At 69.3% G+C, this 14,678-nt stretch carries 13 protein-coding genes and 1 pseudogene; 10 read left to right on the forward strand and 4 right to left on the reverse strand.

Features of this window, described 5'->3' with window-relative positions; translation table 11 throughout:
- The 6 genes and pseudogenes from J5F18_RS06355 to J5F18_RS06380 form a co-directional block, all read left to right on the forward strand.
- Nucleotides 1-166, forward strand: a pseudogene (locus J5F18_RS06355) (electron transfer flavoprotein subunit alpha/FixB family protein); the annotation flags it as partial.
- 106 nt (nucleotides 167-272) lie between these two features.
- Nucleotides 273-1,790: a 3-hydroxyacyl-CoA dehydrogenase gene (locus J5F18_RS06360; RefSeq protein WP_346301450.1), complete on the forward strand. Its 1,518-nt coding sequence runs from the start codon at nucleotides 273-275 to the stop codon at nucleotides 1,788-1,790.
- A gap of 67 nt (nucleotides 1,791-1,857) precedes the next feature.
- Nucleotides 1,858-2,628 (forward strand): ABC transporter ATP-binding protein, encoded by a 771-nt coding sequence (locus J5F18_RS06365; RefSeq protein ID WP_346301451.1) that lies wholly within the window; start codon nucleotides 1,858-1,860, stop codon nucleotides 2,626-2,628.
- A complete protein-coding gene (locus J5F18_RS06370; RefSeq protein ID WP_346301452.1) occupies nucleotides 2,625-3,371 on the forward strand; it encodes an ABC transporter ATP-binding protein in 747 nt (248 codons plus the stop codon). Before J5F18_RS06365 ends, J5F18_RS06370 begins: the two co-directional genes overlap by 4 nt.
- Before the next feature lie 34 nt (nucleotides 3,372-3,405).
- Nucleotides 3,406-4,293 carry a branched-chain amino acid ABC transporter permease gene (locus J5F18_RS06375; protein ID WP_346301453.1) on the forward strand — a complete coding sequence of 296 codons (888 nt, stop codon included), beginning with the start codon at nucleotides 3,406-3,408 and terminating at the stop codon, nucleotides 4,291-4,293.
- An 8-nt stretch (nucleotides 4,294-4,301) separates the two neighbouring features.
- Nucleotides 4,302-5,285, forward strand: a complete 984-nt coding sequence (locus tag J5F18_RS06380; protein WP_346302185.1) for a branched-chain amino acid ABC transporter permease — start codon at nucleotides 4,302-4,304, stop codon at nucleotides 5,283-5,285.
- Nucleotides 5,286-5,398: 113 nt separating this feature from the next.
- Here J5F18_RS06380 and gfa read toward each other — a convergent pair whose 3' ends face one another.
- The 4 genes from gfa to J5F18_RS06400 form a co-directional block, all read right to left on the reverse strand.
- On the reverse strand, nucleotides 5,399-6,136 hold the full coding sequence (gene gfa / locus J5F18_RS06385; RefSeq protein ID WP_346301454.1) for an S-(hydroxymethyl)glutathione synthase: 738 nt from the start codon (nucleotides 6,134-6,136) through the stop codon (nucleotides 5,399-5,401).
- Nucleotides 6,137-6,396: 260 nt separating this feature from the next.
- The gene (locus J5F18_RS06390) at nucleotides 6,397-8,904 is read right to left on the reverse strand and encodes an insulinase family protein (protein WP_346301455.1); all 2,508 of its coding nucleotides are present in this window, start codon (nucleotides 8,902-8,904) and stop codon (nucleotides 6,397-6,399) included.
- 63 nt (nucleotides 8,905-8,967) lie between these two features.
- Nucleotides 8,968-9,039: a pyrroloquinoline quinone precursor peptide PqqA gene (pqqA, locus tag J5F18_RS06395; RefSeq protein ID WP_346302186.1), complete on the reverse strand. Its 72-nt coding sequence runs from the start codon at nucleotides 9,037-9,039 to the stop codon at nucleotides 8,968-8,970.
- Nucleotides 9,040-9,218: 179 nt separating this feature from the next.
- A complete protein-coding gene (locus J5F18_RS06400) occupies nucleotides 9,219-10,142 on the reverse strand; it encodes a LysR family transcriptional regulator (RefSeq protein WP_346301456.1) in 924 nt (307 codons plus the stop codon).
- A gap of 130 nt (nucleotides 10,143-10,272) precedes the next feature.
- Here J5F18_RS06400 and J5F18_RS06405 point away from each other — a divergent pair, with 130 nt between their 5' ends.
- From J5F18_RS06405 to mtgA, 4 genes are all read left to right on the forward strand, one after another.
- Complete coding sequence (locus J5F18_RS06405) at nucleotides 10,273-11,382, forward strand: S-(hydroxymethyl)glutathione dehydrogenase/class III alcohol dehydrogenase (protein WP_346301457.1); 1,110 nt, start codon at nucleotides 10,273-10,275, stop codon at nucleotides 11,380-11,382.
- 122 nt (nucleotides 11,383-11,504) lie between these two features.
- Nucleotides 11,505-12,359, forward strand: coding sequence for an S-formylglutathione hydrolase (gene fghA, locus J5F18_RS06410; RefSeq protein ID WP_346301458.1), 855 nt, complete (start codon nucleotides 11,505-11,507; stop codon nucleotides 12,357-12,359).
- A gap of 331 nt (nucleotides 12,360-12,690) precedes the next feature.
- Nucleotides 12,691-13,812 (forward strand): GlxA family transcriptional regulator, encoded by a 1,122-nt coding sequence (locus tag J5F18_RS06415; protein ID WP_346301459.1) that lies wholly within the window; start codon nucleotides 12,691-12,693, stop codon nucleotides 13,810-13,812.
- 91 nt (nucleotides 13,813-13,903) lie between these two features.
- The gene (gene mtgA, locus J5F18_RS06420) at nucleotides 13,904-14,605 is read left to right on the forward strand and encodes a monofunctional biosynthetic peptidoglycan transglycosylase (protein ID WP_346301460.1); all 702 of its coding nucleotides are present in this window, start codon (nucleotides 13,904-13,906) and stop codon (nucleotides 14,603-14,605) included.
- The last annotated feature ends 73 nt before the right edge of the window (nucleotides 14,606-14,678 follow it).

The following is a 14,678-nucleotide window of genomic DNA, read 5'->3' on the forward strand; positions in this document are numbered from 1 at the left end:
CGCCGTGGGCATCTCCGGTGCCATCCAGCACCTGGCCGGCATGAAGGACTCCAAGGTGATCGTCGCCATCAACAAGGACGAGGAGGCGCCGATCTTCCAGGTGGCCGATTACGGTCTCGTGGGTGATCTGTTCGAGGTGCTGCCGGAGCTGGAAGGCAAGCTGTAAGGAAGATCGGGATCTTCCAGGTGGCGCTCTCGACAGTAAACGGTCTCGTGGGCGATCTGTTCGAGGTGCTGCCCGAGCTGGAAAGCAAGCTCTAAGGAGGTGAGGCGTGGCGGAGTCAGCGAAAGAGAGGATCGGCGTGGTCGGCAGCGGCGTAATGGGGCGGGGCATCGTCCAGCTGTTCGCCGCGGCGGGCCATGAGGTGTGGCTGCATGATAGCCGGGAGGGCGCCGTCGAGGAGGCCCTGGGCGTTATCGGCGGGCTGCTCGAGCGCTCGGTGGCCAAGGGGCGGCTGTCGGCGGAAGGGCGGCAGGCGACGCTTGCCCGCATCCATCCTGCCGATGGCCTGGGCGGGCTCGCCGAGTGCGACCTGGTGATCGAGGCGATCGTCGAGAACCTGGAGGCCAAGCAGGCACTGCTGCGCCAGCTGGAGGAGGTGGTCGCCAGTGAGGCGATACTGGCCAGCAATACCTCGTCGCTGTCGGTGACCCAGATCGCCAGCGCCTGCCGTCACCCCGAGCGGGTGGCGGGCTACCACTTCTTCAATCCCGTGCCGCTGATGAAGATCGTCGAGGTGGTACGCGGCGAGCTGACCCGCCCCGCGGTGATCGCGCGGCTCGCGCGGCTGGCCCGGCAGGCCGGCCACTTCCCGGCGCTGACGCCGGATACCCCCGGGTTCCTGGTCAACCACGCCGGCCGCGCCTACGTCCCCGAGGCCCTGCGCCTGCTGGATGAGGGGATCGCCACGCCGGCGCAGATCGACCGCATCCTCTGCCTCTCCCTGGGTTTCCGCATGGGTCCCTTCGAGCTGCTCGACCTGATCGGGCTCGATGTGACCCATGCGGTGATGGAGTCGGTCTACCGCCAGTTCTATGACGACCCCTACTACACCCCCTCCTGGCAGGTGCCGCGGCGCATCGCCGCCGGCCTGCTGGGGCGCAAGAGCGGTCAGGGCTTCTATCGCTACGAAGAGGGCAAGCGGATCGAACCGGAGGTGGCGCCGCCGCCGGCGATCCCCGTCACTCGCCCCTTCTGGCTGGATCGCCGGGAGCCCGAATGGCGTGAGCGCATCGCGTGTCTGGTCGAGGCGGCCGGCTCGCGGCTGGAGGAGGGCGCGGCCCCCTCGCCCGAGGCCATCTGCCTGGTCACGCCGCTGGGCGAGACGGTCAGCGACACCATCGCCGAACGCGGCCTGCCGGTGGAGCGCACCCTGGCTCTGGAGACCCTGGCCGGCTTCGACGCCTGCCGGGTGCTGATGCGCCACCCCGCCATCGACGAGGCGGTGCTGGCCCAGGCGAGTGCGGCCCTCGGCGCCGATGGGGTGCCGGTGGAGGTGATCCACGACTCGCCGGGCTTCGTGGCCCAGCGCATCCTCGCCTTCATGGTCAATATCGGCAGCGAGATCGTGCGCCGCGGCGTGGCCGAGCCGGCCACCCTGGACCGTGCCGTCAAGCTGGCGCTGGGCTACCCGGAGGGGCCGCTGGCCTTCGGCGAGCGCTTCGGCCCGGAGACCTTTGCCCGGGTGCTCTCCTGCCTGCATAAGCACTACGGCGAGGCGCGCTACCGTCTCAGCCCCTGGCTGAAGCAGCGTATCGCGCTGGGACTTCCGCTACGCGAGTCACTATGACACCGGGTACCCGGTGGCGCCCCTTTGCGCCCGCTGCCTGATTATCAACAACGACAAGGGAATCCATATGGCAGATGAGTACATACTGGAAACTCGCGGGTTGACCAAGGAGTTCCGCGGCTTCACCGCCGTGGACGATGTCAACCTGCAGGTCCAGGAAGGGCATATCCACGCCCTGATCGGCCCCAACGGGGCCGGCAAGACCACCGTCTTCAACCTGCTCACCAAGTTCCTGCCGCCCACCCGCGGCGAGATCCTCTACCGCGGCAAGCCGATCACCGGCATGAAGGCCAACGGGATCGCTCGCCTGGGATTGGTGCGCTCCTTCCAGATCTCCGCGGTGTTCGCCCACATGACCGCCATGGAGAACGTGCGGGTGGCGCTGCAGCGCCCGCTGGGCACCTCCTTCCACTTCTGGAAGTCCGAGCGCACCCTCGACCACCTCAACGACCGCGCCATCGAGCTGCTCGAGGAGGTGGGGCTGCGCGAGTACGCCGACGTGCTCACCGTGGAGATGCCCTACGGGCGCAAGCGCGCTCTGGAGGTCGCCACCACCCTGGCCATGGACCCCACCATGATGCTGCTCGACGAGCCGACCCAGGGCATGGGCGCCGAGGACGTCGACCGCATCGTCGAGCTGATCCGTCGCGTGGCCAAGGGACGCACCGTGTTGATGGTGGAGCACAACCTCAGCGTGGTGAGCCGGCTGTGCGACCGCATCACCGTGCTGGCCCGCGGCGCGGTGCTGGCCGAGGGCGACTACGCCACGGTCTCCGCCGACCCGCGGGTCAAGGAGGCCTACATGGGCAGCGAGGCGGTAGAGGAGGCCAGCGCATGAACCAGCCAGCCGAGAGCCTGATGGAATACCAGGACCGCGACGGCGCCGAGATGCTGCGGGTCAGCGACCTGCACGCCTTCTACGGCGAGTCGCACATCCTGCACGGCGTCGACTTCAACGTGAAGCGCGGCGAGCTGGTGACCCTGCTGGGGCGCAACGGCGCCGGACGCAGCACCACCCTCAAGGCGATCATGAACATGGTGGGCCGGCGCACCGGCTCAATCGTCATCAACGGCAACGAGACCATCGGCATGAAGGCCCATCGCATCCCGCGACTGGGCATCGGCTACTGCCCCGAGGAGCGCGGCATCTTCGCCAGCCTCGACGTGGAGGAGAACCTGCTGCTGCCGCCTACGGTGCGCTCCGGCGGGATGAGCCTCGACGAGATCTACGAGATGTTCCCCAACCTCTACGAGCGGCGGCGCAGCCAGGGCACGCGGCTCTCCGGGGGCGAGCAGCAGATGCTGGCCATGGCGCGGATCCTGCGCACCGGGGCGCGGATGCTGCTGCTCGACGAGATCACCGAGGGGCTGGCGCCGGTCATCGTCCAGAAGCTCGGCGAGGTGCTGGTCAAGCTCAAGGCGCGCGGCATGACCATCGTGCTGGTGGAGCAGAACTTCCGCTTCGCCGCGCCCCTGGCCGACCGCCACTTCGTGATGGATCACGGCCTGATCGTCGAGGAGATCTCGGCGGCCGAGCTGCCGAGCCGGCGCGAGCATCTGCACACCCTGCTGGGGGTGTGAGCCGTCTGCCCCCTTATTTCGAGGAGAACCTAGCATGATGATGATATTCGGGGTGCCGCTGGCGGTATTCCTCGGCCAGCTGCTGCTCGGCCTGATCAACGGTGCCTTCTACGCCCTGCTCAGCCTGGGCCTGGCGGTGATCTTCGGCCTGCTGAAGATCGTCAACTTCGCCCACGGCGCCATGTACATGCTGGGGGCCTTCGCCACCCTGCTGGGCATGCGCTACCTGGGCATCAACTACTGGGCGGCGCTGCTGCTGGCGCCGCTCTTCGTGGGCCTGCTGGGCATGCTGATCGAGCGCTTCCTGCTGCGCCGCATCGCCCACCTGGACCACCTCTACGGGCTGCTGCTCACCTTCGGCCTGGTGCTGATCTTCGAGGGCACCCTGGTCAACTTCTTCGGCGTCTCCGGGGCCCGCTACCCGACCCCCGAGCTGCTCCAGGGCGGCTACCAGCTGGGCTTCATGTTCCTGCCCAAGTACCGCGCCTTCGTGCTGGTGGCGGCCCTCGCGGTGTGCCTGGTCACCTGGTACATGATCGAGCGCACCCGGCTCGGCGCCTACCTGCGCGCCGGCACCGAGAACCCGGCGCTGATGCAGGCCTTCGGCGTCAACGTGCCGCTCTTGATCACCCTCACCTATGGCTTCGGCGTGGCGCTGGCCGCCTTCGCCGGGGTGCTGGCCGCGCCGCTCTACCCGGTGTCGCCCACCATGGGCTCCAACCTCTTGATCGTGGTCTTCGCGGTGGTGGTGATCGGCGGCATGGGCTCGATCCTCGGCGCCGTGCTCACCGGTCTCGGCATGGGGCTGATCGAGGGCCTCACCAAGGTGTACTACCCCGAGGCGGCCAACACCGTGATCTTCCTGGTGATGATCCTGGTGCTGCTGCTGCGACCCGCCGGCCTGTTCGGCAAGGAGGCATGACCATGTCCATGACCCAGACCCAGACCCTCACGCCCTCCATGAAGCGCCAGCGGCGCGCCGATATGCGCCGCTACGCCTTCTACCTGGTGCTGATCGCCATCGGCCTGGTCGCGCCCCTGGTGGCCTATCCGGTGTTCCTGATGAAGGTGCTGTGCTTCGCGCTGTTCGCCTGCGCCTTCAACCTGCTGCTCGGCTACGCGGGGCTGCTCTCCTTCGGCCACGCGGCCTTCCTGGCCACCGGCGGCTACGTCACCGGCTACCTGCTGGCCAGCTACCCGTCGCTGACGCCCGAGCTGGGCATCCTGGTGGGCACCGCCGCGGCGCTGGCGCTGGGCACGGTGTTCGGCGCGCTGTCGATCCGTCGCCAGGGCATCTACTTCGCCATGGTGACGCTGGCGCTGGCCCAGATGGTGTTCTTCTTCTACGTCCAGGCGCCCTTCACCGGCGGCGAGGACGGCCTGCACGGGGTGCCGCGGGGCGAGCTGTTCGGCTTCATCAGCCTGCGCAACAACCTGGCCATGTACTACTTCGTGTTCGTCATCTTCTTGTTCGGCTTCGCCATCGTGCAGCGCGCGGTGCACTCGCCCTACGGCCAGGTGCTCAAGGCGATCCGCGAGAACGAGCCGCGGGCGGTCTCGCTGGGCTACAACGTCGACGCCTACAAGCTGGTGGCCTTCATCCTCTCCGCGGGCCTCGCCGGCCTGGCCGGTGCCACCAAGACGGTGGTGTTCCAGCTCGCCTCGCTGACCGACGCCCACTGGCACATGTCCGGCGAGGTGATCCTGATGACCCTGCTGGGCGGGGTGGGCACCCTGTTCGGTCCGGTGGTCGGCGCCGGCATCGTGGTCAGCCTGCAGCACATGCTGGCGCAGTCGCCGCTGGGCAACTGGGTGGGACCGATCCTCGGGGTGATCTTCGTGGTCTGCGTGCTGAGCTTCCGCAGCGGTATCGTCGGCGAGATCCTCAAGTCCTACCGCAAGAACTTCAGGTGAGCGGTGGGTCGCGACCGCGGCCGACCCCTCGGCTGTCCACATCACGAAGGCGCCCCGAGGGGCGCCTTCGTGGTTCAGGGGGCTTCCAGCCGCCGGGACCCTGAGGGTGGGGCCTACAGCACCCCCTTGGCCTTGGCGGTATGGATGGCGATGGCATCCATCAGCGGGGGCGAGAGGCAGTCATAGGGCTCCAGGCCCAGCGCCTTCAGCCTGCCACGCACCTTGTCCATGTTGTCCGGGTTGGCGCCCGATTCGATGATCGAGGAGACGAAGGCCGCAAACTCTGGTGCTGCCCAGCCGGTATCGTCGGAGAGTTCGGTATGGATGAAGTCGAGGCCGTGGAAGGGGTGGCCGGTGTTCTCGATACGACCATACATGTTTACCCCGCACGCCTTGCAGGCATGGCGCTGAATGGCGGCCGAGGCGTCGACGATCGCCAGCTTGTCCTCGTTGGCGGTCACCTTGAGCTTGTCGCGGGGGACCACAGCGACCATCGAGAAGAGGGCGTCGTCCGGCTTCCAGCACTTGGTGCAGCCGCAGACGTGGTTGTGAGCGCATTGTGCCTCGACGGTGACCTCGACTCGATTCTCGGGGCAGTGACAGTGCAGGGTGCCGCCGCTGAAGGTCTCGCTGCCGGCCTTGACGCCGCTATCCACCGCAGGGTGGATCCGTGGGCCGTCCGCTGGCGGCGCCTGGGTCGCGGCTGCGGCGTTGGGGTTGGCCCTGGCCCTGGCCTCCTGGCGGGGGCTGCTCGCGGCGGGGGTGGCGCCCTGGCCCCCGAACCAGCGCTTCAGGGTATCCATCAGGCTCATGGGCTTGCGCTCCTCGTTCAGGCTCAGTCGTGTCAGCATGGGAGTTCACCTCTCGTGGGTCCTGTTGTCGCATCCGCTCCCTGATGCTGGATGGCACGCTTGCCCTCGCGTGACCTGGCTGTGGGATGGTGGTCGAGCGGTATCCCTCGCCGGCCGGCTTGCGGGGTGCTGGGCGGGGGAGGGGTGACGAGCCCGTCGCAGCGGGCGGCACTGCTGTCAGTCTAGGTGAGCTTCGGTGGTGCGGCTGTGCTTGGGGCGCAGGAGTGTGTTGCGCCTGGCGCAATATTGTGCCGGGCCGATCAACGAGGAGCGTGCTGCCACCAGTGACGGGCGAGGCCGCCGGACGCCAGGGCGTCGGCCAGCGCGGCCAGGTCATCCGGGGTGACGGCCGCCAGGGCCTCCTGTGCCGCCTGCCAGGGAGCTGGCCCGAAGGCGCCGAGGCCGGGGGCCGGGCCGGACGACCGGTGGCGCAGGGCGTGCCAGGCCGCCAGGGTGGCCTGCAGGGGCGTCTCCGGTCGTCCCTGCCGGGACCCGAGGTGGTCACGCAGGCTAAGGAAGTCGGCGGGGGCGGGTCGCGCCAGCCGCCTCGCCCGGTCAGAGAGGAACGCCTCGATGGCCTGGCGCAGGGCCGCCACGGAAGCATGCGGCGACTGGACCACATAGCCCAGCCTCGGCCAGCCGGCGGCTTCCCGGTAGCGTACAGCGGCCACATAGCCGAGTCCGCGACGCTGACGCAGCTCGTGCTGGAAGGCGGCATCCTGACAGTGTGCTAGCAGCTGTAGCAGGACACGGCTGCGCGGAGTGTCGTCGGGGCCGGTGATCGCCAGCATCACCGCCTGGTCACCGCCCTGGCCCGTGAGGCAGATGGTATCGCTCGCTTCCGGGGGGGGCGGGGCGGCCGGGGCCCCGGTCGGCAGCAGGGCGCTGAAGCGGTTGGCCTGCCGCCTGATGGCCGCGGCGTCCCGGCAGCCGCTGGCCCAGCAGAGCAGCCCGGAGGCGGGAGGGCGCATGGCCGGCGGAAGCGGATGGGACTCCAGAGCGTCCAGCAGGCGCTGGGCGATCAGCCCCTGTGGGGCGGGCAGGGTAGCCGGGTCCGCCTGCTGGCTGGCGCTCTGCCAGTGCGCCAGGGACTGGGAGACCAGGGAGACGAGCCGTTCTTCGTCGCCGCTGGCGAGCAGCCAGTCTCCGGCAAGATCGGTGCCGGTGATCAGGGTCAGGCCCCGGGCGGCGGCGGCCTGGCCCAGAACCAGGCCGTGGCGGCGCCAGCCCGCCAGGCGAGCCGCGCGCCCGACGGGTGGTGCGGGCCAGCCCAGGCACCAGCTCGCCCCGCCTCCGGGGGGCAGCCACCACGGGCGGCCAAACCAGAGGGCCAGATGGCTGTCCGGTTCCAGGTGGCCCCCGAGGGCCGCCGACGTCGTGCGCAGGCGACGACGCACGATAGGGGGGGCGGGCCGAACGGACAGGGCCTGGCCCGGAGGAGGGGGGAGGGGCAGCGCTCGGCAGGGGGTGCCGGTGGCCTCGAGCCGCTGCCAGCCAGCCTGCCTTGCCGCGCGGTCCCGTCGCAGCAGCCATCGACACTGGCTGGCCGCGAGCCAGGGGGTGAGGGCCGCCCGGGACGGGGCGGTGTCAGAGACGTCGACGTGTTCGGCAATGGCCACCAGGCGATGGGCCTGGCGGCGAGGCCAGTCGTCGAGGTCGAGAGGGTCGGCGGGGGGCGAGGCAGGCAGCCATGAAGCTTGCATCGCCCGCTCCAGGGCGGCCTGACAGGTTGCGATCAGGGTACCGAGGGGCGGCTCGTCTTCCGCCCCGAGGTCCAGACGCAGGCCGAGTGCCGGTCCGATGCCGTCGGGGCAGACCCGGGCCTCGAGGTCGCGAAGGGGAAGGGCCGCCTGCAGGGTGGCGCTCAGGCCGCCATCCACGAGCCGTGCGGCCAGGGCGGCGAGTTCGTCGGCCTGGGCGAGCGCCAGGGACGCCGGCAGGGGCCAGACCAGCTCCAGGGTCGCGTCGGGTGCGTCGGGCAGCTCGGGCGGCAGGCCCCAGGCCAGCCCGCCCGGCTTTCCCCATCGCCAGGGGCGAGACCTCGGCGTCATGGGCGAGAGGGGAAGCCCGCCGCCGTGGCGTGCCAGCAACTCGAGCTGGGACGCCAGGGGCAGCGGGCCCGCCATCACCAGCGCCAGGCGTTGGGCACCATAGTGATGCCGGTGGAAGTCACGGAGCCTGCGGGCCAGGCGCTTCGGGTCGCCGCCCAGGGTCGCGCGGCTGCCGGCGTGGCAGAGGCGAGCCGGATGGCCGGGCGGCGCCAGCTGGCCCAGGGCCGCCAGGCGGTGCAGCGCCGGGTCGGCCAGCCGGGCGCGGAACTCGGCGTCGAGCACCGCCACCTCCGGGCCGATGCGCTCGGCACGCAGCAGCGGCCGGCAGAGCAGGTCGACCAGGCGTGCCAGCCCCTCATCGGCGTTCGCGGGGGGCAGGCTCAGGTGCAGGTCGGTGACGGTCTCCCCGGTGCGGGCGTTGTAGCGTCCGCCCCGGCGGCCGACCCAGTCGCTCAGCTCGCCCTCGCCCGGAAAGTGCCGCGACCCCAGGAACAGGGCGTGTTCGAGCAGGTGGGCCAGGCCGGGCAGGTCGGTGGGCTCGTCCAGGTAGCCGCTGCCGATGGCGGCGACCAGCCGCAGCTCGCGAGCCGGGGGGATCTCGGCCGCCAGGATCCGCAGCCCGTTGGCCAGGCGGCTCCCGGCCAGGCGGCTGCCCTCGGGCAGACCGGCGGCCCGGGCCGCCGCCTCCTGGGCCCCCGGGGTGGCCGACGCCGTCATCCGCGACCGAACACCCGTGATTCGTGCACGGTGCGCGGCGTCAGGGCGTTATCAAGGCGGGCGTCAGCGATGGGAAATGTAGAGCGTCACCTCGAAACCCAGGCGTAGATCCGTGTAGGCAGGCTTGGTCCACATGGCGATACCTCCATGACAGTCGATTGGGCGCAGCCGATAGCCTTCGGTCCTGAAGGCCGGGCCGACCACCCTGGAAGCTGGGCGAGGCCATGCCTTGTCTGCGCCTGAGCCAGCATAACAACAAAAAACCTGGAGTGGTAAAGAGGAGCACTTGACATCCGGCCGGCGGGGGCGGCGAGTCAGCCGCCGGGGGGGCTGTCGTCGTGGCGGGGCCGGGAGCGCACGGGGAGCAGGCCCGCGATGTGCTCCACCAGGTAGTCGATGAACTGGACCACCTTGGGCGAGCGATGACGATGGCGCGGATAGACGGCCCAGACCGCGGTGTCGTCATGCTGGTAGGTGTCGAGTACCGAGACGAGTTCGCCGCTGGCCAGGTAGGGGTCCACGTAGTAGTCGGGCAGCTGGGCCAGTCCCAGCCCCTTGAGGGCCGCGTCGAGCAGGGCGGGGCCGGAGTTGCCCTCCCAGGGGCCCTCGATGCGCACCTCGCGGCGCACCCCGTCGACGTCGAATCGCCAGTGGTCACGGGAGCCCACCAGGCAGCGGTGGCGCGACAGCTCCGACAGGGTATGCGGCACGGGCACCCGGGCGAAGTAGGCCGGCGAGCCCACCACGTACTCATGACGCTCGCAGAGCCGCCGGGCGATCAGCGTGGAGTCCTGCAGCGTGCCCATGCGGATGGCGATGTCGTAGCCCTCGTCGATGATGTCCACCTGGCGGTTGGTCAAGTGCAGCCGCACCTCGAGCTGGGGGTAGAGCCGCATGAAGTCGTTGACCAGGGGCGCCACGAAGCGCTCGCCGAAGGTGGTGGCCGAGGTCAGCTTGAGCATGCCGCTGGGCTGTGCCTGCAGGTCGTTGATGGCGGCCTCGGCCTCCCGCAGGCCGTCGAACAGGTGGTGGCAGTGCTCGTAGAAGAGCGCGCCGGCGTCGGTCAGCCGAATCCGCCGGGTGGTGCGATAGAGCAGGGTGGTGCCCAGCTGGTTTTCCAGCTGGCTGACCAGGCGGCTCACGTGGGAGTTGGACACCTTGAGGTGTCGAGCGGCCGCGGCGAAGGTGCCTTGGCGGACCACCTCGACGAACGCCTCTACCCGATCCCAGCGCTGCATGCTTTGTCGCCCCTCCCGTGGGATTGTTGTTGCTAGACAATAATGTCATGCCTTTGGTGCAGCTTATCTTAAGTCGAGGCCTTGCCTACACTATTGCCACGACCCGACCATTGCCAACGAGGATCTCCGCATGAAATCACGCGCCGCTGTCGCCCTGGAGGCCGGCCAGCCCCTGGAGCTCGTCGAGATCGACGTCGAGGGGCCCCGGGCCGGCGAGGTGCTGGTGCGCATCGCCGCCACCAGCGTCTGCCATACCGATGCCTACACCCTCTCCGGTGCCGACCCGGAGGGCCTGTTCCCCTCGGTGCTGGGCCACGAGGGGGCCGGCATCGTCGAGGAGGTCGGCGAAGGGGTCACCAGCGTCAGGCCCGGCGATCATGTCATCCCGCTCTATACCGCCGAGTGCGGCCAGTGCAAGTTCTGCCTCTCCGGCAAGACCAACCTCTGCCAGGCGGTGCGCGCCACCCAGGGCCAGGGGCTGATGCCCGATGGCACCAGCCGCTTCTCCCTGGAGGGCAAGACGCTTCACCACTACATGGGCTGTTCCACCTTCTCGGAATACACGGTGCTGCCGGAGGTGTCGCTCGCCGTGGTGTCGAAGGAGGCGCCGCTGGACAAGATCTGCCTGCTCGGCTGTGGCGTGACCACCGGCATCGGCGCGGTGATGAACACCGCCAAGGTGGAGCCGGGCTCGACCGTGGCGGTGTTCGGCCTCGGCGCCATCGGCCTCGCCGTGATCCAGGGCGCGGTGATGGCCAAGGCCAGCCGCATCATCGCCATCGACGTCAACCCGGACAAGTTCACGCTGGCCCGCCAGTTCGGCGCCACCGACTTCGTCAATCCCAAGGACTACCCGGATCCCATCCAGCAGGTGATCGTCGACCTGACCGACGGCGGGGTCGACTACTCCTTCGAGTGCATCGGCAACGTCAACGTCATGCGCTCGGCGCTGGAGTGCTGCCACAAGGGCTGGGGACAGTCGGTGATCATCGGCGTGGCCGGGGCCGGCGAGGAGATCGCGACGCGGCCGTTCCAGCTGGTCACCGGGCGGGTCTGGAAGGGCTCCGCCTTCGGCGGGGTGAAGGGCCGCAGCGAGCTGCCGGGCTATGTGGATCAGTACATGAACGGCGAGATCAACATCGACGACTTCATCACCCACGACATGCCCTTCGAGCAGATCAACGAGGCCTTCGAGCTGCTGCACCGGGGCGAGAGCATCCGCACCGTGCTGCACTATTGAAGCGCCTAGCGCCTAGCGCCTAGCGCCTAGCGCCTAGCGCCTAGCGCCTAGCGACCGACGCGGCCCTCGACCCCCTGACAGGACGGCCGGGACCCTCGTCCCGGCCGTCGGGAGATCCGTCCATGACCATGACCGAGAACCTCGAACTGGTATCGGCCAACAAAAGCTTCGGCGGCTGGCACAAGCGCTATCGCCACCGTTCCCGGGCGCTCGACTGCGAGATGGTCTTCGCCATCTACCTGCCGCCCCAGGCCGAGACCGGGCGGGTGCCACTGCTCTGGTGGCTCTCCGGGCTCACCTGCACCGACGAGAACTTCATGCAGAAGGCCGGCGCCCATCGGCTGGCCGCGGAACTGGGCATCGCCATCGTCTGCCCGGACACCAGCCCCCGGGGCACCGACCTGCCCGGCGAGCATGAGAGCTATGACTTCGGCTCCGGCGCCGGCTTCTACGTCAACGCCACCCGGGAGCCCTGGAAGCAGCACTACCGCATGTACGACTACGTCACCGAGGAGCTCCCCTCGGTGGTGCGGCAGCACTTCCCGGTCAACGGTCGCGAGTCGATCAGCGGCCACTCCATGGGCGGCCACGGTGCGCTGGTGATGGCGCTTCGCCGGCCCGGCCACTACCGCTCGGTATCGGCCTTCGCCCCCATCGTCAACCCGTCGGAGTGCCCCTGGGGCCAGAAGGCCTTCGCGGGGTACCTCGGCGAGGATCGCGGCCTCTGGACCCAGTATGACGCCTGCGAGCTGGTGGCCCGCGGCGCCTCCCGCCAGCCGCTGTTAATCGACCAGGGCGAGGCCGACGACTTCCTGGAGGAGCAGCTCAGGCCCGAGCGGCTCGAGGTCGTCTGCGCCGAGCACGACCATCCGCTGACCCTGCGCCGCCAGCCTGGCTACGACCACAGCTACTACTTCATTGCTTCCTTTATCGAGGAGCACCTGCGCTACCACGCCGAGCGGCTGCACCGGCGCTGAAGGGCGCTGCGGTCTCGATCCCTGCCTCCGGCGGCGATTCCCGATCGCCGCCTGATTCGCCTGCCCGGAGCCCGGAGTCGGATCGCGTCGCGATCATGCCGGGTGGGCCCCGGGGCGCACCATTACGACGGCGACATGTCTTTCTGCGACATCATTGTTGGAATTTACCGCCCCGGGCCGGTCGATAGGCAAAATTCACATGCCAAATCACGACATCCCGGGGTACTGTGCCCCCCGTGGACTTGCCTGATCGCGACGGCAGGGCCCCTGGGCACAACGATAAGCGACACGACACCCCTTCTGGCAGCGTCGTGAAGGAGATTCCCCGACCATGACTAGCGCTCCCCAGGCCCCACGGGACAGCGGTCCCCAGACCCTCGGTTTCCTGCTGCTGGACAGCTTCACCCTGATCTCGCTGGCCTCGGCCATCGAGCCGCTGCGCATGGCCAACCAGCTGGCCGGTCGTGAGCTCTATCGCTGGTATACCCTGAGTCTCGATGGTTCCCCGGTGCGTGCCAGCGATGGCCTGCAGGTGACGCCGGATGCCTCCATCGGCATGCCGCTGGCGCTGGACATGGTGATCGTCTGCGGCGGCGTGGCACCGAGCCGCAGCGTGCAGCGGGAACATATCGCCTGGTTGCAGGCGCAGGCGCGCCAGTCGCGGCGGCTGGGATCGGTCTGCACCGGCAGCTGGGCACTGGCCAAGGCCGGGTTGCTGGACGGCTACGAGGCCAGCATCCACTGGGAGTGCCTGGCGGCCATGCAGGAGGCCTTCCCGCGGGTGGCCCTGGCGACCCGACTCTATTCCATCGACCGCGACCGGGCCACGGCGTCCGGGGGCACGGCCCCCCTGGACTTGATGCTCAACCTGATCGGCCGCGATCACGGTCGCGAGCTGGCGGCGGGCATCTCCGAGATGTTCATCTACGAGCGCATGCGCACCGAGCACGACCACCAGCGGATCCCGCTGCGCCACGTGCTGGGTACCAACCAGCCCAAGCTGCTCGAGATCGTCGCCCTGATGGAGGCCAACCTGGAGGAGCCCATCGGCCTCGACGACCTGGCCGCCTACGTCGACCTCTCGCGTCGCCAGCTGGAGCGGCTGTTCCAGAAGAACCTGCGCTGCTCGCCCTCGCGCTACTACCTCAAGCTGCGCCTGACCCGGGCCCGCCAGCTGCTCAAGCAGACCTCGCTGCCGATCATCGAGGTGGCCTCGGCCTGCGGCTTCGTCTCCACGCCGCACTTCTCCAAGTGCTACCGGGAGTTCTTCGGCATCCCGCCCCGGGACGAGCGCCAGGGTATCGCGGTGCGTGACGGGGCGGCCGTCGCCGGGCGCCTGATGCCGCTGGCCGGCCAGGGGGGCGAGCCGACGCCGGAGGTGCCCGTCTCCAGTGCCGTGCTGGCCCTGGCTCAGGCCCAGGGGGAACCCACCTACGCCAGCGTACGGCTCTGACGCCACCTGGCGACTAGAATAGGGCCGCGCCCCTTCGTCGGGCGCGGCTTCGTCGTTATACTGGCCGCGTTTCCTGATCGTGAGAGCCGCCATGATCCTTGTCTGGCTGCGCCGCCTCGGCCGCCTGCTGCTGCTGACCCTCCTCGGCTTCGTCGGTGTCTCCGTGCTGCTGGTGCTGCTGTTCCGGGCGATGCCGGTGTTCGGCTCCATGGTGATGGTGGAGCGCAAGGTGCAGTCCTGGATCGCCCGGGAGCCGATCCGCATCGAGCAGCAGTGGCGAGCCTGGGAGCAGCTCTCCGACCATGCCAAGCTGGCGGTGATCGCCGCCGAGGACCAGCGCTTCCCCCATCACCGCGGCTTTGACCTGGTGGAGATGCGGCGTGCCTGGGAGGCGAGCCGCAACGGCAGCCGCCTGCGCGGCGCCAGTACCCTGAGCCAGCAGACCGCCAAGAACCTCTTCCTGTGGACCGGGCGCAGCTGGGTGCGCAAGGGGCTGGAGGCTTGGTTCACCCTGCTGATCGAAGCCCTGTGGCCCAAGGAGCGCATCCTCGAGGTCTATCTCAACATCGCCGAGTGGGACAACGGCGTCTTCGGCCTGGAGGCCGCCGCCCAGCACTACTTCGGCGTCTCGGCGGCCCAGCTTAATGCCCATCAGGCCAGCCGACTGGCCGCCATCCTGCCCAACCCCCGCGCCTGGGACGCCGCCCGGCCCTCGCCCCACGTGGAGCGGCGCAGCGTCTGGATCCGCCAGCAGATGAACAACCTTGGCATGGGCTTCCTGCAGCAGCTGTGAGGCTGATGCATCCGCGACAGCGGTGACGTTTTTGGAATTCTCCTCGTCGCTTCCAGGCGCCGAGGCACCGAGG

The organism is Halomonas sp. BM-2019, assembly GCF_017584085.1.